This is a genomic window from Micromonospora sp. NPDC049203 (assembly GCF_043197215.1).
Taxonomy (GTDB): Bacteria; Actinomycetota; Actinomycetes; order Mycobacteriales; family Micromonosporaceae; genus Micromonospora.
The window spans coordinates 54,909-78,112 of the sequence record NZ_JBICSV010000016.1; the positions used below are offsets into that span (position 1 = coordinate 54,909).

Below are 23,204 nucleotides of genomic sequence, written 5' to 3' on the forward strand. Positions count from 1 at the left end.
GACGGGACCGGCGCGGGGTCCGTTGTGCCGCCCGCGCGCCGGGTCAGGGGATCGTCAGGCCGTACGCGGCGAGGATCTCCAGGATCGGCTGGTAGTAGCTGGTGCCGCCGCTCACGCAGGTGCCGCTGCCACCGGACAGGACGCCCAGGACGGTGCCGGTCGCGGCCACGTAGAGCGGGCCGCCGCTGTCGCCCGGCTCGGCGCAGATGTTCGTGCGGATGAGCCCGGTGACGCTGCCCTCGGCGTAGTTGACAGTCGCGTTCAGCCCGGTGACCGAGCCGCACCGCACGCCCGTGGTGGCGCCGCTGCGGCAGACCGCCTGCCCGACGTACGCACTGCCGGCGGCGGTGACGGTGACCTGCCCCGGGTGGGTGTAGACAGCGCTCGGGTGGGCGACGGTGCCCGTGTAGCGGACCACCCCGTAGTCGTTGCCGGGGAAGCTGCTGCCGGTCCGGCTGCCCAGCACCGTCGTCCCGGCGCCGTCGGCGTACCAGGTGGCGGCCAGTCGGGTGCAGTGCCCGGCGGTCACGAAGTACCAGGTGGTGCCGCTGCGCACGTTCGCGCCCAGTGAGCAGCGCCCACCGCCGCCGTAGACGGCCTGGCCGCCGGCGATGAGCGGGCGCAGCCGCCCGGGTTCGTGGCGCAGCACCGCGCCGGCCCGGGCGGCGGTCCGGCGCAACACGGCCAGCTCGCGCCCGCGTACCGTGTCGTCGGCGGCGACCGTCAACCGGCCGGTGGCCGGGTCGTGCCCCCAGGCGGTGCCGGGCGTGCGGATCGCGGCGAGCGCTGCGGGCACGGGCGGCGGCGCGGTGCCGGCCCGGGCGGCCGCCGGGGCGCCGGCGAGCAGCACGGTGAGGACGAGTACGACGAGCGCGGGTCGGCGCATCCGGGGACCTCCCCATCGTCTGCGGTCGATTCGTCTAGCATCGTCCCGGTGGCGCGATCGACTCAAGCGGCAGAACCGGCGACCACCGAAACTTCCGGAGCCGCGCCCGGTGGCACCCACACGTCCGGTCACCGCGCCCGCCCGCGGATTCCCCCCGTCCGGCCGGCGCCGCCCGCCGCGATGTCGACGCATCGAGGTGATTAATTTTTCGGAACGCTTCCGGTAGGCTTCGGGCAGAGATTCGCTTCGATCCACTCACGATGTGCGCGGGAGTCACTCCCCTACCTGGCGCGGCCACCGGGCGGCCGCGCGGAGCCGACATCGTGGCGGGCGGTGGCCGAGGCGAGCCGATCCCATTGACAGGCTAGAGAGGCGTTCAGATGGACAAGGTGCTCGCCCGCGGCAGCGGGAGCGCGGCAGCCCGGTCACGCCCGCGAACCGCTGTGGTCGCGATGATGGCGGGGGCCGCGGTGGTCGCCGCCACGATAGCGGCGGCGACAAGTGCCAGCGCCGGCACGACGCTCGGCGCGTCGGCGGCGGAACAGGGCCGCTACTTCGGTACGGCGGTCGCGGTGAACAAGTTGTCCGACGGCACGTACGTCGGCATCCTCAACCGCGAGTTCAACATGGTCACCGCCGAGAACGAGATGAAGTGGGACGCCACCGAGCCGTCCCGCAACCAGTTCAACTACACCAACGGCGACCGGCTCGTCGCGCACGCCCAGGCCAACGGTATGCGGGTCCGCGGACACGCGCTGCTCTGGCACCAGCAGCAGCCCGGGTGGACGGGTAGCCTGTCCGGCAGCGCGCTGCGCGACGCGATGATGAACCACGTCACCCAGGTCGCCACCCACTACCGGGGCAAGATCTACGCCTGGGACGTGGTGAACGAGGCGTTCGACGACGGCAACAACGGTGCCCGCCGCAACTCGAACCTCCAGCAGACCGGCGGCGACTGGATCGAGGCCGCGTTCCGTGCCGCCCGCGCCGCCGACCCGGGCGCCAAGCTCTGCTACAACGACTACAACATCGACAACTGGAACTGGGCCAAGACTCAGGCCGTCTACAACATGGTGCGCGACTTCAAGTCCCGGGGCGTGCCGATCGACTGCGTCGGCCTCCAGTCGCACTTCAACAGCGGGTCGCCGTACCCGAGCAACTACCGCACCACGCTGCAGAACTTCGCCGCGCTCGGCGTCGACGTGCAGATCACCGAGCTGGACATCGAGGGTTCGGGCAGCAGCCAGGCCACCGCCTACGGCAACGTGACCCGGGACTGCCTGGCCGTGGCGCGCTGCAACGGCATCACGGTCTGGGGCATCCGGGACACCGACTCGTGGCGGGCCAGCGGCACCCCCCTGCTGTTCGACGGCAGCGGCAACAAGAAGCAGGCGTACACCGCGGTGCTGAACGCGCTGAACGAGGGCGGCACCCCGCCGCCCACGACCGCGCCGCCGACCAGCACCCCGCCCACGTCGACGCCGCCGACCAGCACGCCGCCGACCAGCGAGCCGCCGACGACTCCCCCGCCGACCGGCGCCTGCACCGCCACGATCACCACCAACCAGTGGCCGGGCGGCTTCGTCACCAACGTGCGGATCACCGCGGGTTCCAGCGGGCTCAACGGGTGGGCCGTGTCGCTCACCGTGCCCTCGGGCTCGGCCGTCACGAACACCTGGAGCGCCCAGGCCAGCGGCACCACCGGTGCGGTGACCTTCCGCAACGTGGACTACAACCGCCAGGTCGGTGCCGGTGGCACCACCGAGTTCGGGTTCCAGGGCACCGGCACGGCGCCCTCCGGCACGCCGGCCTGCGCGGCCGGCTGACCGTCGGCGCGACCCGGCACGGTGCCACCGTGCCGGGTCGCGTCCCCGGCGGTCGCCGCGCGCCGACCGTACAGTGGGGTAGGTCCTGTTCCACCGTTTCGCCCGGAAGGACCACAGTGAACCGACGCATCAGGACCACCCTCGGCGTCGCCCTGGCCGCCACCCTCGTCACCACCGCCGCGCCGGCCCCCGCCGCCGCTGCCCACGACCGCCGTCCCACGGTCATCGCGCTGCCGGACGGCTTCCAGCCGGAGGGCGTCGCCGCCGCCGGCCGGTACGCCTGGTTCGGCTCGCGGGCCACCGGCGAGATCTACCGCGCCGACCTGATCACCGGCGCGGGCCGGCAGGTCAGCCCCGCCACCGGCACCCCGTCGCTCGGCCTGAAGGTCGACCCGCGCGGCCGGCTCTTCGTCGCCGGCGGCACCGCCGGTGACGCCCGGGTGATCGACACCCGCACCGGCGCCGTGCTCGCGAGCTACCAGTTCGCCGAGGCGCCGACGTTCGTCAACGACGTGACGCTCACCCGCGCCGCCGCCTGGTTCACCGATTCGAACCGGCCGGTGCTCTACCGCCTGCCGCTGGGACGCGGCGGCACGCTGCCGCCCGCCGGCGGCTTCACCACGCTCCCGCTGACCGGCGACTTCCAGCAGAGCGGCACCGGCGTCAACCTCAACGGCATCGTGCCCACCCCGGACGGGCGGGCGCTGATCGTCGTGCAGTCGAACACCGGCACGCTGTTCCGGGTGGACCCGGCCACCGGCGTCACCACCACGGTCGACGTACCCGGCAGCACCTTCGTCAACGGTGACGGCCTGCTGCTGCTCGGCCGCACGCTGTACGTGGTGCAGAATTTCCTCAACCAGGTCGCCGTGGTCGACCTGAACCGCTCCGGCTCGGCCGGCGTGGCGCGCGGCGTCATCACCGACCCGGGCTTCGACGTGCCGACCACGGTGGCCGCCGCGCTCGGCCGGCTCTACCTGCCGAACGGCCGGTTCACCACCCCGCCGACGCCGACCACCCCGTACACGGTAGTCGCTGTCGACCCGCGTTGAGCCACGCCGGCCGCCACCCCTACCGGTGGCGGCCGGCCGGCTCACTCCTCGATCTCCGGCCCGAGTAGGCGGATCTCCTCGATGTCGATGGCGGCCTGGAGCTGCCGCAGCACCGCGTCGTCGATCTGGTTGGAGTTGCGCAGCCGGGTGACCTCCTGCCGCTTGTGGTCGAGCACCCGCAGCCGCAGCTGCCGGGCCAGCTCCCGCTCCCCCTGAGCGTCCTCGCCGGGTGGATCGCGGACGGCGGCCAGGTGCTCCTCGTAGTCGGCCCGCAGCCGGTCCACCGTGTCCGGCGCGGCGCCCACCTCGCCGGCGGCCCGGGGCAGCGCCTCCAGCGCGGCCTCGGTGGCCCGGATCCGGGCCCAGCGCACCTCCTCGTCTCGTTCCCGGTCGCCGGTCAGGCCCGCCCAGGTGACCACGGCGGGCAGCGTGGTGCCCTGCACCAGCATGATCAGCACGATCACCACGACGGTGACGAAGATGATCAGGTCACGCTCGTGCACCGGGCTCCCGTCGTGCATGGTGACCGGCACGGCGAGCGCCGCGGCGAGCGAGACGGCGCCGCGGAAGCCGGCCCAGCCCGCGGCGGTACGCATCCGGCCGTCGAAGTGCCGCGCCCGGCTCGACCCCCGCCGGTCCACCCGTTGCAGCACCGACACCGACAGGTGCACCCAGGCCAGCCGGATCACCACCACGACCACCGCGACGAGGGCCGCGATGCCGAGCGACGCGGCCGGCGAGTGGCTGGTGATGCCGCGCAGCGAGCGCGGCACCTGCGTGCCGAGCAGCACGAACAGGCCGCCGTTGACCATGAAGGTGGCCAGGTCCCAGAACGCGAACGCGGTGATCCGGGAGCGGGCCCGGATCACCCGGGGCGCGGCGTAGGACAGCAGCAGCCCGGACACCACCACCGCGAGCACACCGCTGGCGTGCACCGCGTCGGCGAGCAGGAACGCGACGAACGGGGTGAGGATGCTCAGCCCGCCCTCGCGCATCGGATCGTCGACGTGCTTGCGGATCAGCACCACCACCGCGCCGACGAGCAGGCCGGCGGCCACCCCGCCGGCCGACTTGCCGACGAACTCGCCGGTGAGCGTCAACGCGCCCGGCACCGTACCGCCCGCGATCACGCCGACCGCGACGGCGAACAGCACGAGCGCCGTACCGTCGTTCACCAGGCTCTCCGCGCGCAGCGTGGTGAGGATGCCGCGCGGCATCCGCTTGGCCAGGCCGGCCACGGCGGCGGCGTCGGTCGGGGCCAGGACCGCGCCGAGCACCCAGGCGGCGGCCGGCCGCACGCCGAGGGCCTGCGCGGTGTACGCGACGGCGGCCATCGTGACGATCACCAGCACCACGGCGAGCCCGACGATCACGGTGAGGTTGGCGCGGATCTCGCGCAGGCTGACGACCAGGCTCTCCCGGTAGAGGATCGCCGGGAGGAACAGCACCAGCACGACCTCGGGTTCGAGGATCAGGTGGTCGAACGGCGGCAGCAGGCCGATCAGCGCGCCGATGGCGATCAGCAGGACCGGCGGCGCGACGCTGTACCGCCCGCCGATGGTGGTGCCGACGAGGACCGTGGCGCCCAGCACGGTGATCAGCACGAGTGCTTCCACGCCGTACCCCCGTCACCGTCCGCCGGTCCCACCGTGCCCCACGGCGGCGGCCCGGCGGGACGGAATCGGTGATCGCTACTCGAAGCGGGCCGGGTCGCCGGCGCCCCGGCGCAGGATCTCCGGCTCCGGTCCGGACAGGTCGACGACGGTGGTCGGCTCCAGCCCGCAGTCACCGGCGTCGACCACGGCGTCCACGAGGTGGTCGAGCCGATCCTTGATCTCCCAGCCCTGGGTCATCGGCTCCTCCTCGCCGGGCAGCAGCAGCGTGCTGGTCAGCAGCGGCTCGCCGAGTTCGGCCAGCAGCGCCTGGGTCACCGCGTGCCGGGGCACACGCGCGCCGACCACCCGCCGCCGCGGGTCCTGCAACCGGCGCGGCACCTCGGCGGTGGCCGGCAGCAGGAACGTGTAGCTGCCCGGGATGACGGACTTCACCTGCCGGAAGACCGCGTTGCTGAGCTTGACGAACTGGCCGAGCTGGGAGAAGTCGGCGCACATCAGCGTGAACGGGTGCCTGTCGTCGAGCCGCCGGATCTCCCGGATCCGCTCCACGCCGTCGCGGTTGCCGATCCGGCAGCCGAGCGCGTAGCAGGAGTCGGTCGGGTAGGCGATCACCCCGTCGGCGCGCAGCAGGTCCACCACCTGCCGGATCACGCGGGGCTGGGGGTTGTCCGGATGCAGGTCGTAGTACCTCGCCACGCCGGTCAGCCTATGTCCGCGCCCGGGCGGGCGCAGGTTTGGCCCGGGCGGTTTCCGGAAACAGGTGGGGGCCGTTCACGACAGGGGGACCGAATCATGTCCGAAGCCAGCACAGACCGCGTCGCCGACCGCCCCGCGGAGGTGACCGATCCGCTGCTGTGGGACCTGGCCGCCGCGGTGGCCGACGCGCACCAGCCGGACGACGAGCGCGCCTGCGCCAGCCCGAGCTGCGCCGGGGCGGCGTGGCCGTGCGCCGCGTGGGACAACGCGCAGGCGGGGCTGAGCGCCGCCCGGACGCCGCGGCAGCCCGCCGCGCCCCGCCAGCCCGCCTCGTCGCGTCCCGTCGTCACCGGGCAGCCGGGCGCCGACCGGCCCGGTGCCGGCGGTACGCCGGGCACCGTCGCGGCGCGCAGCCTCACCGCCACCGCAGCCTGACTCAGGGTAGACGCGGGCGTCCCTCACGCCGCCCCCGGCCGCCTGGGCCGGGGGCGGCGCTCTGGCGCGTGTCGGTACTGGTCAGAGCGCTTCCGACGAGGACCGGCGGATCGGTCCCAAACGCCGGAGAGCGCTCTCTTTGGTAACAAGACATTGACGGATCCGTAACCCGAACCTTAATGTCGCATCTCAAGAGAGCGCTCTCACGGCACCGGACCACCACCCCGAACCCCCGCCTTCTCCTCGTGAAGGGGACCTCCATGACCCTCCTGCGGGACTTCTCCCCCGACCCCGTGCCCCCGACCGCGACCGGCCCGTCCCCGGCCCGCCGACGCGGCCTGCGGGCCACCGCCCTCGTCGCCGCCGCAGTGCTCGCCGCCGGCCTGCTCGGCGTCGTGGTCGCCGGTGGCGGCACCGCCACCGCCGGCGCCGTCGGCGCGGGCAGTTACACCGAGACGCGACCGGCCGGCGCCCTGCTGCCGAAGGGCTGCGGCGCGATCAGCACCAACCCGAGGACGTACGCCACCGCCGACGCGCCGGCCGGCGCGATCCCCACGAACGACTGGTGGTCCTCGCTGATCTGGAAGCGCAACAACTGCACGGGCAGCGAGGTCCTGCACGCCCACCCGCTGGCCTACAAGGCGGAGAACAACGGGCTCGGACTGTCGTACACCACCACGCCCGCGATCAGCGGCACCGCGACCGGCGTCGGTGAGTTCCACTACCCGTACACCGAGGACGTCCGCGTCGGGCTGGCCGGGCTGACCGCGCCGGTGGTGAGGGCCGCCGACTGGACCGACTGGACGGTCACGGCCGACTGGAGCGACGGCAGCCGCACCATGCGCGCCACCATCGGCCACGGCCTGCCGTTCAGCTACTACACGGTCAACGGCGGCACCGCGCAGCTCACCACCGCCGGGACACCCACCGTCTGGCGCAACTCCGGCGCCACCATCGGCTTCACCGTCCGCGACCACGACTACGTCGCGTACGCCCCGAGCGGCGCGACCTGGACCGTCAGCGGCACCGGCATCAGCTCGACGCTGGCCGGCAAGGGGTACTTCTCCGTCGCGGTGCTGCCCGGCGGCGGCGACCGGGCCGCTCTCGCCGACACCTACGGCCGGTACGCCCACGCACACGTCACCGGCACCCGGATGAGCTACGCGTACGACCCGTCCGCCGGCACGGTACGCACCACGTACGCGTTCACCACCACGCCCCGCGAGGGCAGCGAGGCGAAGACCGTGGTCTCGCTCTACCCGCACCAGTGGCGCAGCCTCACCGGCGCCACCCCGATCGGCCAGACGTACGTCTCGGCGCGCGGCGCCATGCGGGTGCTCACCGGCGTGCCGTCGTTCACCACCACCATGCGCTTCACCGGCGTGCTGCCCGAGGTGCCCGCCGTGGGCGACTCCAGCGGCGCGGACCTGTCCACCGTCACCGGCTACCTGAACGCCGAGCAGGGCAACCCGGAGGGCGTCAGCGGCACCGACACCTACTGGGCCGGCAAGGGGCTCGGCCGGGCCGCCCGGCTCGCCGAGATCGCCGACCAGCTCGGGCAGACGTCGGTCCGCGACGCGGCGCTGAACGCGATGCGGAACCGGCTGACCAACTGGCTCACCGCCGGCTCCGGCGAGAGCGGCCAGCTGTTCTACTACGACCGCAACTGGGGCACGCTGATCGGCTACCCCGCGTCGTACGGCTCCGACGAGGACCTCAACGACCACCACTTCCACTACGGCTACTTCATCGCCGCCGCCGCCACGCTCGCCAAGTTCGACCCGGGCTGGGCCGACGACAGCCGCTACGGCGGCATGGTCGACCTGCTCATCCGCGACGCCAACAACTACGACCGCTCCGACAGCCGCTTCCCCTACCTGCGGGACTTCGACATCTACGCCGGGCACGACTGGGCCTCCGGGCTGGCGCCGTTCTTCGCCGGCAACAACCAGGAGTCCTCGTCGGAGGGGATGAACTTCGCCAACGCGCTGATCCAGTGGGGCCAGGCCACCGGCGACACCGCCGTCCGCGACGCCGGGGTCTACCTGTGGACCACCCAGTCCGCGGCGATCTCCGAGTACTGGTTCGACGTGTACGACCAGAACTTCCCGGCCGCGTTCGGGCACAGGACGGTCGGCATGGTGTGGGGCGACGGCGGATCGTACTCGACCTGGTTCTCCGCCGCGCCGGAGATGATCCAGGGCATCAACATGCTGCCGATCACCGGCGGCCACCTCTACCTGGGCGACTTCCCGGAGTACGTCAAGGCCAACTACGCCGAGCTGGTCACCAACAAGGGCGGCCCGCCGACCGTGTGGCAGGACATCGTCTGGGAGTTCCTGGCCCTCGGCGACGGCGAGCAGGCACTGCGCAACTTCCGCGCGAACAGCGGATTCACCAGCGAGGAGGGCGAGAGCAAGGCGCACACGTTCCACTGGATCCGCAACCTGGCCGCGCTCGGCACCGTGGACACCACAGTCACCGCGAACCACCCGCTGGCGAAGGTGTTCGTCAAGAACGGCGCCCGCACCTACGTGGCGTCGAACATCACCGCCCGGCCGCTCACCGTCACGTTCTCCAACGGCGTCACGCTCGCCGTGCCGGCCGGGAAGACCGCTACCTCCGGTGCGTACACGTGGAGCGGCGGCAACGCCACCGGCGGCGGTACGGTGCCGACCGGTCCCCCGTCCACGGCGACGCCCACCGCGTCCCCGACCAGCGCGAGCCCGACGCCGAAGCCGACCACCGCCAGCCCCAGCCCGACCAGCGGCACCCCGCTGAAGCCGGTCCGCTACCTGCGCTCCGGCGGCGGACTGGACGGCACCGCCGGCACGAGCGGCACGGTGAGCGTGGCGGCGGCGAACGGCAACTCCGACGGCACGCCGAGAAACCCGCAGGTGTTCACCGCCACCGGGCTGACCGGCACGTACACCGGCGGGGCGACCGCCTTCGACCTGGCCGTCGACGCGGGTACCGCGGTCGGCAACGGCGTCCAGATCCGGGTCTCCTACGACCTGACCGGCAACGGCAGCGTCGAGCGGGTGGAGACGTACCGCTACTTCGCCACCGACCCGATCCCGGGCGCGGAGCGCTACCGGCAGACCCAGGGCCTGCTCTCGGCGAGCGGCACGCTCGGCAACCTGTCCGGCGGCATGGTACGCGTCGAGGTGTGGAACGCCATCGGCGGCGCACCCACGATCCTCGGCGTCGGCAACAGCTCCACGGTCACGCTGCCGTACGGCTCCTGACGTACGGCACCGGCGCCCCGGCCCTCGCGGCCGGGGCGCCGGCGTGGCGCCCAGCCCGCACAGCCGCTCGACCTCGGCCGCGACGTCGTCGGTCTCGATGTCGAGGTGGTAGCGGGGCGCGTCGTCGACCGGCTGGACGGCGGTGACCAGCCCCGGCACCACGTCGGCCAGGCCGGTGAACTCCGGTTCGGCCGGCTCGATCGACGCATCGCCCGAGCCTAGCCACGACTGCCGGCAGCGGCAGCCCGGTGAGGTCAGGCGGTCACGTGCGCGCTGTCGCCCGCCGTCGCGGCGAACGACGTGCCGCTGACCATCCGGGCCGCGTCGGAGGCGAGGAACACCACCAGCGGCGCGACGTCCTCCGGCTCCACCCACGGCACGCCCAGCGGCGTCTTCGCCCGCAGGGCGGCCACCGCCTCCCGCTCCACCTCGGCCAGGTCGCCCGACGGCGACTTCCCCGCCTCGACGAGCGCCTGCACGTAGCGGTCCCGGTGCCGGGTCAGCGCGGTGTCGACGAGGCCCGGGATCACCGCGTTCACCGTCACGCCGTGCGGCCCGAGTTCCGGCGCGGCCGACTTGACCAGCCCGATCAACCCCCACTTGGACGCCGAGTACGCGGACCCGTTCGTGGTGCCGTGCTGCCCCTGCGTGGACGACGTGACCACGATCCGGCCGCCGCCGCGCCGTACCAGCAGCGGCGCGAAGACCCGCAGCACGTTGGCGGCGCCGGTGAGGTTCACGTCGATCTGGTCGTGCCAGTGCTGGTCGGTCATCTCCAGCAGCGGCGCGAACGCCTGGATGCCGGCGTTGGCGAACAGCACGTCCACGCCGCCGTGTTCCCGTTCCACCGCCTCGGCCACCGCGCGTACCGCCCCGATGTCCCGCTGGTCGGCGACGTGCGCCGACCAGCGGGCACCGGCCGCGGTGACCCGCCGGCCGGTCTCGGCCAGGTCGTCCGGGGTGGCGGGCGGGAGGTCCAGGATCGGGCTGACCGGCCCGGCGACGTCCATCCCGGCGACGTCCGCGCCCGCCTGCGCCAGCGCCACCGCCGTGGCCCGGCCGATCCCCCGCGCCGCGCCGGTGACCACGGCGACCCGCCCCGACAACATCCCGGCCGACATCGTTCCCCCTTCGCGGGCGCCGTCCGTGACGCCCCCTTCGCACGGTATGCCCGTCGGGCCGCCCCGTGCCGGGGTTCACCAGGTCAGGCGCCGAGCCGCGCCCGCAGCCACGCCGGGTCGGGATTGACCACGGCCCCGTCCGGCAGCACCACGGTCGGGACCGTCTCGTCGCCGCCGGTCACCGCCCGGACGGCGGCGGCGGCCTCCGGGTCGCGCCAGATGTCCACCCAGTACGCGCGCCGGGCCCGCCCGCCCAGCCGCAGACGCAGACGCAGGCAGTACGTGCAGCCGGGCCGCCAGTAGATCACCGGCCGGCCGTCGTCGGCGCTGCGTCGCCGCGCCTGCGCCGAGGTCAGCGACCGGGGAAACGCCAGCGGCGAGAAGAGCGCCGCCAGCGCGGCGAACGCCAGGAACCCCACCGTCGCCGACACCGGCGTGTCCTGACCGGCGGCCACCGCCGCACCGACGACGAGCATCAGAGCGGCGAGCCGCCAGCTGCGCGTCACGCGGTCACCTCGGCCAGCAGCTCCAGCAGGTGCCGGTACGGCTGCCCGGTGGCCCGCGCCAGCCCGATCTCACAGGTGCGGTTCACCGAGGCGTACCCGTCGAAGGGTCGGTCGGCCACGGCGGCGGCCTCGGCCCGGGTGGCCGACGCGGTCAGCTCCGGATGCAGCAGTCCCCGGTCACCGGCGAAGCCGCAGCACTGCCAGCCCTCCGGGACCACCACCTCGTCGGCGACCGCGCGAGCCACGGTCAACAGCGCGTCGTCCAGGCCGAGCCGGACCGACGAGCAGGTCGGGTGCAGCGCGAGCGAGCCGATCCGGCGGCGCACCGTCAGCCGGGGCAGCAGCTCACCGGCGGTGTACGCGACCGCGTCGACCACCCGCAGGTCCCCGGCGCCGTCGAGCAGCCGCTCGAAGCCCTCGGTGCAGGACGCGGCGTCGCTGACCACCGGCAGCGTGCCGTCGCGGCTCGCCGCGCGCAGCACCGGCGGGACACGGTCGCGCACCGCCCGGTAGCCCTCGACCAGGCCCTTCGACGACCACGGGGTGCCGCAGCACAGGTCGCCGACTCCGTCCGGCACGAGCAGGCGTACGCCGGCCCGCTCGGCGAGCGTGAGCAGCGCGGCGGCGACGCCGGTGCCGCCCTGCGCCGGGGCGAACAGCGTGCCCAGGCAGGACGGGACGAACACGGCGTCCGGGTCGTCGGCCGGGCGCGGGCGGCGCGCGGTGCCGCCCCGGGGCAGGTCCCGCTGCCACAGTGGCACCCGGTCGGCGCCGAGGACCGCGCGTGCCGCCCGGGTGGCGGCCTCGGGCAGCGCGGAGGGCAGCGCCCCGGCCAGGTCGAGTCCGCGCGCCATGCTCCGGGTGGTGGCGCCCCAGCGCCGGGCCGCGCCACGCCACGCGGTCCCCGCAGCCCGGCCGTGTTCCTCCGCCCGCAGCCGTTTCACCAGGTCACCGGTGTTGATCAGCACCGGGCAGGCGGTGGCGCACATGCCGTCGACGGCGCAGGTCTGCACCGCGTCGTAGTCGTACGCGCCGGTCAGCTCCCGGACCAGCGCGGCGTCACCGGCGGCCCGCGCGGCGGCGATCTCCCGGCGCAGCACGATGCGCTGCCGGGGCGTGGTGGTGAGGTCGCGGCTGGGGCAGACCGGCTCGCAGTAGCCGCACTCGACGCATCGGTCCACCTCCTCCTCCACCGTCGGCACGGTCTTGAGGTGCCGCATGTGGATCTCCGGGTCGTCGCTGAGCAGCACACCCGGATTGAGCACGCCGTGCGGGTCGCAGAGCGTCTTCAGCTCGCGCATCACCTCGTACAGCTCGTCGCCGAACTGGCGGCGCACGTACGGGGCCATCACCCGGCCGGTGCCGTGCTCGGCCTTCAGCGTGCCGCCGTGGCCGAGCACCAGGTCGACCATCTCCTCGGTGAAGTCGGCGTACCGCGCCGGGGCCAGCCCGCCGTCGAAGCGCTCGTTGAGCATGAAGTGCAGGTTGCCGTCCTTGGCGTGGCCGAAGATGACGCTGTCGGCGTACCGGTGGCGCTCGAACAGCTCGGCCAGCGACGCGCAGGTGCCGGCCAGTGCCTCGACCGGGACGGCGATGTCCTCCAGCAGCGCCGTGGTGCCGGACGGGCGGGCGCCGGCCACCGCCGCGTACAGGCCCTTGCGGATGTGCCACAGCGCGGCGCGGGCGGCCGGTTCGCCGCTGAGCCGGGCCGGGGCACTGAGCGGCAGGCCGGCGAGCACCGGCCCGGCGTCCGCGACCCGGTCGGCGAGCGCCGCCGGGTCGGACTCCTGCCACTCGGCGAGCAGCGCGGCGTGCCCGCGCACGGCCAGGCCACGCAGCGCGGCGTCCGCCTTCGGGTCGCGCTGGGCGACACCCAGGGCGGCGGCGTCGAGCAGCTCGATCGCCGCCGGCCCGGCGGCCACCAGCGCCGGCATGGCGGCCATCGCCGCGCCCAGGGTTTCGAAGACCAGCAGGCCGGTCGCGGCGTGCCGGTGCACGGGTACGGTGCGGAACGTCGCCGAGGCGACGAACGCGAGCGTGCCCTCGCTGCCCACCACGAGCCGGGTGAGCAGGTCCGCCGGGTCGTCGTGGTCGAGGAACGCGTTCACGCCGTACCCCATGGTGTTCTTCATGGCGTACTGGGCGCGGATGCGGCGCACCGAGTCGGGATTGCCGCGTACCCGGTCGCGCAGGCGCAGCAGCCCGGCGTGCAGGTCCGGTTCGGCGGCGCGCAGCCGGGCGTCGGCGTCGGGAGCGCCGGTGTCCAGCACGGTGCCGCTTGGCAGGGCGAGGACCAGCGAGTCCAGCGTCCGGTACGTGTTGAACTCGGTGCCGCAGGTCATGCCACTGGAGTTGTTGGCGACCACGCCGCCGACCGTGCAGGCGGACTCGCTGGCCGGGTCGGGGCCGAGCTTGCGGCCGTACGGCGCGAGGCGCGCGTTCACCTGCCGCAGCACCACTCCCGGCTGCACCCGGACCCGCCGCCCGTCGTCGAGCACCGTCAGGTCGCGGAAGTGCCGCCGCACGTCGACGAGCAGCCGGTCGGTGACGGCCTGGCCGCTGAGGCTGGTGCCGCCGGAGCGGAACGTGAGCGGGGTGCCGGTGCGGGCGCCGTACGCCAGCAGCGCGGCGACCTGGCCGGCGTCGTGCGGCGTGACCACCGCGCCGGGGTGCAGCAGGTAGTGCGAGGCGTCGTGGGCCATCCGCAGCCGGTCCGCGGCCCGGGTCGCCACGCCGCCGGGCACGACCGCTTCCAGTCCGGCCCGCGCGGACGCACTCAGCTCCGTCATGATCACCGCACCTCCCCGGCTCACAGTAGTCGCGGTTCAGTCCGCGATGATCCGGTCCAGCATCCGCCGCTGGAACGCGCGGGCAGCAGGGCCGGACGGCGGCGGGCCGCCCCGGCGGGCCTCGACCGCGGCGTGGATCAGCACGGCGTCCGGGTCGTCGGCGGCCACCCGCAGCCCGGCGTCGACCTTGCTCAGCCAGACGCCGTCGCGGTGGCGCACCAACCCCCGGCAGGCGCCGAGCACCGCGTCCTCCGTGCCGGGGGCCGGTTCGTCGCCGGGCGGTGTGGGCAGCGCCAGCCACCAGCGCAGCGCGTCGGCAAGCAGCGCCCGCAGCGCCTGCGGCGGCGGGTCGGCGAACACGTCGGCGGCGGGCGGGCCGAGCAGCGCCAGGCCGGACTGGCGCAGGATGCCGCGGTCCAGCGCGTACCAGAACCGCCCGTCGGCGGCGGGCCGGTCCGCCGGGTCGTACGTGGCCCGCAAAGGCATCGTCGCGCCGGTGTTCAGCTCGACCTCGAAGCCCGGCTCGGAGGTGCCGGAGGCGGCCACGTCACGGCGGTAGACCACCAGTTCCAGGCCGCGCGCCGGGCAGGGCAGCGACTCGTGCCGCAGCCGGTCCACGAGCAGGCGCTTGTCCGGATCCGGCATCGGCCCGGCGGCCACCAGCGCCACGTCCACGTCGCTGGGTCCCGGCTGGTACGCGCCCAGCCCGACCGACCCGGCCGCGTACGCGCCGACCAGGTCCTCACCGAGCACGTCCCGGGAGCGGCGGACCACTTCGGCCAGGTAGTCGCGGATGTCGTCGCGCATTCCGGCATCCTGCCCCGGCCCGGGCGCGGTCAGTCCGCCGGGTCGGGACAGCACACCGTCAGCGCACCCGGCACCACCTTGACCTTGAGCCGTTGCGCCTTGCCCCGGGCGCCGCCGTCCAGCTCGTACGTCTTCGGCGCGTCGAACCGCACGGTGATCTTGCGACCCCGGGTGATCCGGACGAACGGCGACTCCTCGGAGCGCCCGGCGGCCATCCGGCCCAGCGTGCGCGCCCAGTCCACAGCGCCGCTGGCGGTGGCCACGCCGACCTCCAGCGCCCCGTCGTCGGGGCGGGCGTCGTCGAAGGCCGGGATGCCGCCGGTGATGGTGCCGACGTTGCCGAACAGCACGCAGCTCGCCTCGTCGTCGAACCAGTCCGCGCCGTCGACCCGGACGCGGGTGCGTACGCACTCGCCGCGCACGTGCCGCAGCCCGGTCCAGACGTACGCGATCCGGCCGAACCGGCCCTTGAGCTGCCGGTCGGCGTCGCGGATCAGGTCGCCGTCGAAGCCGGCGCCGGCCATCACCGCGAAGTGCTCGCCGTTGATCCGGCCGAGGTCCAGCTCGCGGCGGCGGCCGTGCAGCGCGATGCGGACCGCCTCGGGCAGGTCGACCGGGATGCCGAGGTTGACAGCGAACAGGTTGGCGGTGCCGGCGGGCAGGATGCCCATCGGCACGCCGCTGCCGGCGAGCGCGTCGGCGCACCGCTGCACCATGCCGTCGCCGCCCCACACGAGCACCAGATCGGCGCCCGCGTCCAGCGCCGCGCGGACCCGCTTGGGCGCCTTGCGGCTCTTCGGCACCTCGTACCAGAGCAGTTTCCCGACGCCGGCGCCGACGAGGCGGGAGCGCAGTTCGTCGAGGCCGCCGCCGAACGTCTTCTTCCGGTGGGCGACGACAGCGACCACACCGGCCGGGGGCGCGGCGGGGGCGGGGGCGGTGTCCGGGCGTTCGGCCGTGCGCGTGTTCATGGCCCCGCTGGTACCCGGACCGCCGGTTTCCCACGCCTGCGCCCGGCGCGACGCGCCCGGCGCCCCGGCGGCGGCGTTCCTGTGCCCGGGCCCTCACGTTCGGTACAGTGCGGGACGTCGATCCGTGCCGCCGGGCGCGGCTCCGAAGGGTGCGGAATGTCGGGACGGACCGGTCGGGTGGCGCGCTACACGCTGCGCCTCGGTCTGCTGCTCTGCGGCGTGGCCGTCGCCTGGGGCGCCCAGGGGGTCGCCTCCGGTCCGGAGGCGCTCGCCGCCGACCGGCAGCCGTCCGGCCCGCTCACCGCCACCGCCCTCACCCACATGCCCGAGGTGGTGACCGATGCGACTGATCCGGCCGGTCCGGTCGCCTCCCCGGCACCGGCTCCCGCGCGGGCGCACGCCACGACCGGTCCCGTCGTGCCGCTACGGCACGAGCGGGTCACCCACGGCGGCGGCGGGGTGCACAGCGAGGCCGCCGACGCGGACGCGAACCGCTGGCGGCTGCCGACACCGACCCACCGGTACGCGCGGCCGGGGGCCGAACCACTACCGCCGTCGCGCACGTCGCGCCCCGACACCAGGCCCGCCTGAGCGGGCTGTCCACCGGCACCGTCTCCGGCCCGGAGCGGTGCGCGTCCCCGCCCGACTGCCGCCCGTCGCGGCCGCGCCGTCGACTGTCGTCCGGCGCCCGCAACCGACCCCACCCGACCACCCCTGGAAACAGGAGTCCGTCCATGAGCACAGCCCTGCCCGTCGTCCGCGCCCGCTGGTGCGACATCGGCCGGATCGCCGATCTCGTCGCCGAGGCCCTCGCGCCCACCGCCCTGGCCGCCTGGCTCGTCCCCGACACGTCGCGCCGCCTGCCGGTCCTCGCCGCCGTGGCGCGGATCTGGACCGAACACGCGTTGCTGTTCGGCGACGCGTTCCTGCTGCCCGACGGCAGCGCCGCCAGCGTGTGGTTCCACCGCTACCGGCCGATCCCCGCCCCCCACCGGTACGCCGACCGGCTCGCCGGCGCCGCCGGGCCGGACGAGGACCGGTTCCGCCGCCTCGGTGACGGGCTGGCGGCACGCCGGCCGGCGGAGGCGCACAACCACCTGGCACTGCTGGCCGCGCCCCGGGGCGGCGCGACGCAGGCGTTGACCGCGGCGCAGCGCCGGATGGACACGTTGAGCCTGCCCACGTACGCGCACCCGTGCGCCGGGCAGCAGGAGGAGCTGCTGCGGCGGCTCGGGTACGCCGAACGGGAGACCTTCGCCGCCCCGGACGGCACACGGGTGTGGTCGTTGTGGCGGCCGGCGCCGTTCCACGCGGGCGGCAACGACAGGTGGCGGACCCGCCGGGCCGACCGCCGGGAACGCGAGGACCGGATCCCCGGCCGGCCGGCGCGCTGACGGCCGTTCCCTCCACCGGGGCGGCGGCACTCCGCACCGGCCCGGCCCCGCGCCACACCGGCAGCCGTCGTCGGCCGGTGCGGTCGGCGCGGCTCGGTTAGCCTGCGAGCCGGGCACGACTCAGCCGAGCAGTCGGAGGTATCGCGTGCGGAACAGCGGATCCACGCCGGAACCGGGCGGCACTGCCCCGGCGCGTCCCCGGCGCAGGCGGCGGCGTCTGCTCGCCGTCCTCGCGGTCACCACGCTGCTGGCCGGCTGCGGTCTGGTCGCCGGCGGCTACTACTTCGACAGCGTGCCGACGCCGAGCGATCTGACGCTGCCCGAGTCCACCACCGTCTACTACGCCGACGGGCGCACGCCGATGGCGAAGCTGGGCGCACAGAACCGCACCATCGTGCCGTACGACCAGATGAACGACTCGGCGAAGCAGGCGATCGTGGCGGCCGAGGACCGCACCTTCTGGACGAACCAGGGCATCGACGTCAAGGGCGTGCTGCGCGCGGCCTGGGCCAACGTCAGCGGCGGGCAGCGGCAGGGCGCGTCCACCCTCACCCAGCAGTACGCCCGCATCGCCGCCGACCTGCGCGGGGTCACCTACTCGCGGAAGCTGCGCGAGGCGGTGATCGCGTGGAAGCTCGACGACGCGTACTCCAAGGAGGAGATCCTCGGTTTCTACCTGAACACCGTGCCGTTCGGCCGGGGCGCGTACGGCATCGAGGCGGCCGCGCAGACGTACTTCGGCAAGACGGTGCGCCGGGACGCGCCCGCCGCCCGGCAGCTCACGCCCGCCGAGGCGATGGTGCTCTGCGCGATGGTGAAGCAGCCGGAGGCGGACCCGGCCGACCCGGAGGGCTCGCCCGGCTACGACCCGCGCCGCAACGCGCTGGCCCGGCAGAACTCGATCGACAGGTGGAACTACATCCGCGACGGCATGGTCAAGCTCGGCTACCTGACGCCGCAGCAGGCGGCGGATCTCGCGTACCCGGACATGGTCCGGCCGATCGACAAGGACGCGGGCCGGTCCGACCTGGACCGGCCGACCGGTTTGGTGGTCAACCACGTGCTGGCCGAGCTGCGTGAGACCGAGCCGTTCCGCGGCAAGCCCGACGAGGTGATCCGCGACGGCGGTTACCGGATCGTCACCACCATCGACAAGCGCGTGCAGGACGCGGCCGAGGCGGCGGCGGACATCCGGCGGGACACCGCGCCCCGGGCGGTGCGCGGCCAGCCGCGCAACTGGCAGGCGGCGCTGGTGGCGGTGGAGCCGGGGACCGGCCGGGTGCTCGGCTACTACGGCGGCGACAAGGGCTCGGGCGCGGACTACGCCGGCTGGTACTCCGACGAGAACGGCGAGGCCCGCGGCTTCGGCCAGCACCCGCCGGGGTCGTCGTTCAAGGTGTACGACCTGGCCGCCGCCGTCCGGGACGGGATCTCGGTGAAGCAGCGGTTCGACTCGCCGGACACCAAGGAGTTCCCCGCCTCGGGGCGCACCAAGGGCAGCGCGGCCGGGCCGATCCGCAACGCCGAGCACGCCGCCTGCCAGCCGGACTGCGCGCTCTGGGAGGCCACAGTCGCCTCGCTGAACGTCACCTACTTCGAGCTGACCGAGAAGCTGGGCACCGCGAAGGTGATCGAGACGGCGCGGCAGGCCGGCGTGGAGTCGATGTGGGAGACGGTCCGGGGCAATCCCCGGCCGCAGCGCGTCGACCTGCGCAGCGACCCCGCCGACGAGGTCGCGAAGCGGTTCTCCACCGAGGTCGGCATCGGGCAGTACGGCATCACGGTGCAGGACCACGCGAACGGGATGGCCACGTTCGCCGCAGGCGGCAAGCGTGCCGACGCGCACTTCGTCCGGTCGGTGAGCAAGGACGACGAGGACGTGTGGACCGAGCAGCTCCGTACGACGGATCTGGGCCTGGACCGCGAGGCGATCGACCAGCTCGACTGGACGCTGCGCCGCGTGCGGGCCGCCGAGCTGGGCAACGGCTGGGACTCCGCCGGCAAGACCGGCACCTGGCAGGCCGGGCAGAGCACCACGCAGAACGTGCACACCTGGATGGTGGGCTGGACCGGCGCTCTCGCCTCGGCCGTCTGGCTGGGCACCACCGACGGCAAGCCGCTGCGGACCACTGACGGCAGCTACGAGGTGTACGGCTCGACCGGCGCCGCGCCGATCTGGCGGCAGTTCATGACCCGGGCGACGGCGGCGATGAAGCTCGACCCGGAGAAGTACCGCTTCGGTGAGCCGAAGTTCCCCGGGGAGACCCCGGAGCCGACCCGCTCGGCGCCGCCGCCGACTACCGCCGCGCCGACGCGGTCGGATTCGCCGAGCCCGAGCCCGAGCCCCTCCTCGTCGAGCCCCAGCCCGGACCCGACCGGCCGGCCGACCTCGCGGCCGACGCTGACGCCGTCACTGCCACCGCCGCCCACCGTGTCGCCGACGCGGACCCGCGGCCCGCGCTGACCCGGCCGGGCGGCGACTCGGCCGCCGCCCGGCGGTACGCGCGGCGGCCTCGCGTCTATGCGCGCCATTCGCACACAGCGGCAACGTCCGCAATTTGCACCGGCACCCATCCACCGTCGGCAATGTTCGCCCTGATCAGGGGCTATTGAAGATCATGGTTGCCTGAATCGACGCGTGCGGCGACACGCCCGACTGCCAGTGGTTGCCCAGGTCACTTATTGCTCCGGGCTCGCGCGGCGTGTGATTGTGCACCAGCGAGCCGCCGACCCCCGGCGACTCGCGACGGTCGATCTGTCGACCCGGAGCCACGCCGGCAGCTCCGGTGACCGGCCGTCACCCTGCCTCGCACCACCGCGCCGCCCGTCCCCACCGGGCTCCGTGCGGCGCGCCTGTAGAACAGGAGCAAACCCCCGTGAAACTCTCACCTCGCCTCGCCGCGCTCACCGGCGCGGCCGCGGCCGGCATCCTCGCCGCCGGCACCGCCGCGGCCGTGCAGGCCGCGCCACCCGGGCCCGCCGCCCCGAACCCGGCCCAGGCCCGCGCGGCCGCCGCCGACTCGGCCCGCGCGCTGGTCGCGGACCGTCCCGCATACCTGCAGGCCGGCACCGACGACGCGTTCGTCCAGAAGCCGGTCATCTCCTCCGAGGGCACCCAGTACGTTCCCTACGAGCGCACCTACAAGGGGCTGCCGGTGGTCGGCGGCGACTTCGTGCTCGCCACGGACTCCGCCGGCAACCTGAAGTACGCCTCGGTCGCCCAGCAGCGCCCGATCGGCGCCCTCGCCACCACGCCCGCGCTCACCCAGGCCGCCGCCACGAAGACGGCGCGCGCACAGCTCAAGACCGTGAGCGCGGTCGAGGGCACCACACTCGTGGTCTACACGCTCGGCGCCACACCGGCGCTGGCCTGGGAGACCACGGTACGCGGCACCAGCGCGGACGGCCCCAGCCGGCTCACCGTCGACGTCGACGCCCGCACCGGCGCGGTCCTGCGCAAGCAGGAACACGTCGTACGCGGCACCGGCACCGGCGCCTGGAACGGGCCCAGCCCGCTCACGCTCAACACCACCCAGTCGGGCTCCACGTACACCATGAAGGACCCGACCGTCACGAACCTGAGCTGCCAGGACGCGGCGAACAACACCACGTTCAGCGGCTCCGACGACGTGTGGGGCAACGGCACCGGCACCAACAAGGAGACCGGCTGCGTGGACGCGTTGTTCTCCGCGCAGACCGAGCACAAGATGCTCGCCCAGTGGCTGGGCCGCAACGGCGCCAACGGCAACGGCGGTTACTGGCCGATCCGGGTGGGCCTCAACGACCAGAACGCCTACTACGACGGCAGCCAGGTGCAGATCGGCAAGAACACCGCCGGCCAGTGGATCGGCTCGCTGGACGTGGTGGCGCACGAGATCGGCCACGGCATCGACGACAACACCCCGGGCGGCATCTCCGGCGGCGGCACGCAGGAGTTCGTGGCGGACACGTTCGGCGCGGCCACCGAGTGGTTCGCCAACGAGCCGTCCAGCTACGACGCGCCGGACTTCCTGGTCGGCGAGAAGATCAACCTGGTCGGCTCCGGCCCGATCCGCAACATGTACAACCCGTCGGCGCTCGGCGACCCGAACTGCTACTCCAGCAGCATCCCGTCGACCGAGGTGCACGCCGCGGCCGGGCCGGGCAACCACTGGTTCTACCTGCTGGCGAACGGCAGCAGCCCGACGAACGGGCAGCCGTCCAGCTCGACCTGCAACGGCAGCAGTGTGACCGGCCTGGGCATCCAGAAGGCCATCAAGATCATGTACAACGGCATGCTCCTGAAGACCTCGTCCTCGTCGTACCTGAAGTACCGCACCTGGACGCTGCAGGCGGCGAAGAACCTCTACCCGGGCAGCTGCACGGAGTTCAACACGGTCAAGGCGGCCTGGGACGCGGTGAGCGTGCCCGCCCAGTCCGGTGACCCGACCTGCTCCGGCGGCAGCCCGACGCCCACCCCGAGCACCACGACCACCCCGCCGTCGGGCGGCTGCTCCGGCAACAAGCTCGCCAACCCGGGCTTCGAGTCGGGCAACGTGAGCTGGAGCGCCTCGTCCGGCGTCATCACCACCGACAGCGGCCAGGCCGCGCACGGCGGCTCGTACAAGGCGTGGCTGGACGGGTACGGCTCGTCGCACACCGACACGCTCAGTCAGTCGGTGACGATCCCGGCCGGATGCCGCGCGACGTTGAGCTTCTGGCTGCACATCGACAGCGCGGAGTCGACCACCAGCACCGCGTACGACAAGCTCACCGTCAAGGCGGGCAGCACCACGCTGGCCACCTACTCCAACCTGAACAAGGCCACCGGCTACGTGCAGCGGTCCTTCGACATCTCGTCGCTGGCCGGCACCACGGCGACCATCTCGTTCAGCGGCGTGGAGGACAGCTCGTTGCAGACGTCCTTCGTCGTCGACGACACCGCGGTCACCCTGAGCTGACCGTGGCGTAGCGCGGCCGGTCGTCGTCCTCCCGACGGCCGGCCGCCTCGTCATGCCCGGCCGGGCCCCTCACGGCGCCTGGCCGGACGGCATCGCGGCTTGCCGGACGGCGTCGCGTCGAGCCGGGCGCTTCGCCGCGTCGTCCGGGTGGGCACCCGGTTCGTCAGGCCGGGCGGGCGCCCTGGGACGCGGTGCCGCGGTCGCGGTGGATCCGCGCAGCCGCCTCGTGCATCGCGCGGCCGAACAGCTCGGCCTGGTCGCCCATGCTGCCCAGCCGGGCGGCGAGCGCGTCGGCGTCGGCCCGCGCGGATGCGCTGACCTGGGCGTCCAGTTCGGACAGCGCGGCATTGGCGGCGGCGACGAGGTGCCCGCAGAGGACGTCCAGCGGCTCGCCGGCCAGCTCCGGGTCGATCGTCACGGAATCCAGCCGGCCACCCTGGACGGCGACGGCGCGGACCCGGCCGCCGGCGGCCGTGCCCTCGGCGCGCAGCAGGTCGGCCGCCTCGCCGTCGGCGTGCGCCGAGGCCCGGGAGCGCATCGCGGTGAGCGCCTGCTGCGTACGGGTCAGCAGCTCGTCGATGCTCGCCGCCGCCGAGAACGGGTCGTTGGTCATATCAGCGCTTTCTTCACGTCTTGGCCGAGGACCGTGACCCTAGCAACCGCCCCCGACGAATCGCGCCTACCGGCCCTCGCGGGCCGCGTCCCGGTGCCGCGAGCAGGCCGGACACCGGCAACGCGGCGTGTCGCGGACCGGCGGGACGCGTGTCGCGCGGGCGGGGGGGGGGGGGGGGGGGGGGGGGGGGGGGGGGGGGGGGGGGGCGCCGCGCCGCGGGCGGGGGGGGGGGCGGGCCCGGGGGGGGCGGGGGGGGCCGCGCGGCGGCGGGGGCGGGGGGGGGGGCGCGGGGGGGGGGGGGCGC

Annotated in this window: 17 protein-coding genes and 1 pseudogene; 8 read left to right on the plus strand and 10 right to left on the minus strand. The window is 74.3% G+C overall.

The window, feature by feature from the left end; translation table 11 throughout:
- Positions 1-43 precede the first annotated feature (43 nt).
- Positions 44-886: a S1 family peptidase gene (locus ACGFIA_RS27800; RefSeq protein WP_357390905.1), complete on the minus strand. Its 843-nt coding sequence runs from the start codon at positions 884-886 to the stop codon at positions 44-46.
- A gap of 380 nt (positions 887-1,266) precedes the next feature.
- Between ACGFIA_RS27800 and ACGFIA_RS27805 the strand changes: the two genes are divergently transcribed.
- A complete protein-coding gene (locus ACGFIA_RS27805; protein ID WP_357390908.1) occupies positions 1,267-2,712 on the plus strand; it encodes an endo-1,4-beta-xylanase in 1,446 nt (481 codons plus the stop codon).
- Positions 2,713-2,828: 116 nt separating this feature from the next.
- Positions 2,829-3,764: a superoxide dismutase gene (locus ACGFIA_RS27810; protein ID WP_357471452.1), complete on the plus strand. Its 936-nt coding sequence runs from the start codon at positions 2,829-2,831 to the stop codon at positions 3,762-3,764.
- Positions 3,765-3,805: 41 nt separating this feature from the next.
- Here ACGFIA_RS27810 and ACGFIA_RS27815 read toward each other — a convergent pair whose 3' ends face one another.
- Both ACGFIA_RS27815 and ACGFIA_RS27820 read right to left on the minus strand, forming a co-directional pair.
- Positions 3,806-5,380 carry a Na+/H+ antiporter gene (locus ACGFIA_RS27815; protein ID WP_357391252.1) on the minus strand — a complete coding sequence of 525 codons (1,575 nt, stop codon included), beginning with the start codon at positions 5,378-5,380 and terminating at the stop codon, positions 3,806-3,808.
- A 75-nt stretch (positions 5,381-5,455) separates the two neighbouring features.
- The gene (locus tag ACGFIA_RS27820; protein ID WP_357391254.1) at positions 5,456-6,076 is read right to left on the minus strand and encodes an L-threonylcarbamoyladenylate synthase; all 621 of its coding nucleotides are present in this window, start codon (positions 6,074-6,076) and stop codon (positions 5,456-5,458) included.
- A gap of 96 nt (positions 6,077-6,172) precedes the next feature.
- Here ACGFIA_RS27820 and ACGFIA_RS27825 point away from each other — a divergent pair, with 96 nt between their 5' ends.
- On the plus strand, positions 6,173-6,511 hold the full coding sequence (locus ACGFIA_RS27825) for a hypothetical protein (protein WP_357471449.1): 339 nt from the start codon (positions 6,173-6,175) through the stop codon (positions 6,509-6,511).
- Positions 6,512-6,771: 260 nt separating this feature from the next.
- Positions 6,772-9,759 (plus strand): glycosyl hydrolase, encoded by a 2,988-nt coding sequence (locus ACGFIA_RS27830; protein ID WP_357388675.1) that lies wholly within the window; start codon positions 6,772-6,774, stop codon positions 9,757-9,759.
- Positions 9,760-9,831: 72 nt separating this feature from the next.
- On the opposite strand, the pseudogene ACGFIA_RS27835 reads toward ACGFIA_RS27830, so the two are convergent.
- From ACGFIA_RS27835 to ACGFIA_RS27860, 6 genes and pseudogenes are all read right to left on the minus strand, one after another.
- Positions 9,832-9,921, minus strand: a pseudogene (locus ACGFIA_RS27835) (glyoxalase/bleomycin resistance/dioxygenase family protein); the annotation flags it as partial.
- A 92-nt stretch (positions 9,922-10,013) separates the two neighbouring features.
- Positions 10,014-10,880 (minus strand): SDR family NAD(P)-dependent oxidoreductase, encoded by an 867-nt coding sequence (locus ACGFIA_RS27840; protein WP_393262891.1) that lies wholly within the window; start codon positions 10,878-10,880, stop codon positions 10,014-10,016.
- A gap of 83 nt (positions 10,881-10,963) precedes the next feature.
- The gene (locus tag ACGFIA_RS27845; protein WP_357388679.1) at positions 10,964-11,386 is read right to left on the minus strand and encodes a glutaredoxin domain-containing protein; all 423 of its coding nucleotides are present in this window, start codon (positions 11,384-11,386) and stop codon (positions 10,964-10,966) included.
- Positions 11,383-14,175: an FAD-binding and (Fe-S)-binding domain-containing protein gene (locus tag ACGFIA_RS27850; RefSeq protein ID WP_393262894.1), complete on the minus strand. Its 2,793-nt coding sequence runs from the start codon at positions 14,173-14,175 to the stop codon at positions 11,383-11,385. Before ACGFIA_RS27850 ends, ACGFIA_RS27845 begins: the two co-directional genes overlap by 4 nt.
- 36 nt (positions 14,176-14,211) lie before the next feature.
- Positions 14,212-14,982, minus strand: coding sequence for a nucleotidyltransferase domain-containing protein (locus ACGFIA_RS27855; RefSeq protein ID WP_393262897.1), 771 nt, complete (start codon positions 14,980-14,982; stop codon positions 14,212-14,214).
- A 29-nt stretch (positions 14,983-15,011) separates the two neighbouring features.
- Entirely contained in the window at positions 15,012-15,953 is a 942-nt protein-coding gene (locus tag ACGFIA_RS27860; RefSeq protein ID WP_393262900.1) for a diacylglycerol/lipid kinase family protein, read from the minus strand.
- Positions 15,954-16,109: 156 nt separating this feature from the next.
- On the opposite strand from ACGFIA_RS27860, the gene ACGFIA_RS27865 reads away from it, so the two are divergent.
- From ACGFIA_RS27865 to ACGFIA_RS27880, 4 genes are all read left to right on the plus strand, one after another.
- A complete protein-coding gene (locus tag ACGFIA_RS27865) occupies positions 16,110-16,544 on the plus strand; it encodes a hypothetical protein (RefSeq protein ID WP_357471430.1) in 435 nt (144 codons plus the stop codon).
- Between the two features lie 143 nt (positions 16,545-16,687).
- Complete coding sequence (locus tag ACGFIA_RS27870; protein WP_357388689.1) at positions 16,688-17,347, plus strand: hypothetical protein; 660 nt, start codon at positions 16,688-16,690, stop codon at positions 17,345-17,347.
- A gap of 145 nt (positions 17,348-17,492) precedes the next feature.
- Entirely contained in the window at positions 17,493-19,811 is a 2,319-nt protein-coding gene (locus ACGFIA_RS27875; RefSeq protein WP_357388691.1) for a transglycosylase domain-containing protein, read from the plus strand.
- Between the two features lie 412 nt (positions 19,812-20,223).
- Positions 20,224-22,287, plus strand: coding sequence for a M4 family metallopeptidase (locus ACGFIA_RS27880; RefSeq protein ID WP_357388693.1), 2,064 nt, complete (start codon positions 20,224-20,226; stop codon positions 22,285-22,287).
- A gap of 163 nt (positions 22,288-22,450) precedes the next feature.
- Here ACGFIA_RS27880 and ACGFIA_RS27885 read toward each other — a convergent pair whose 3' ends face one another.
- On the minus strand, positions 22,451-22,900 hold the full coding sequence (locus tag ACGFIA_RS27885; RefSeq protein WP_357480056.1) for a YbaB/EbfC family nucleoid-associated protein: 450 nt from the start codon (positions 22,898-22,900) through the stop codon (positions 22,451-22,453).
- Between the last annotated feature and the right edge of the window lie 304 nt (positions 22,901-23,204).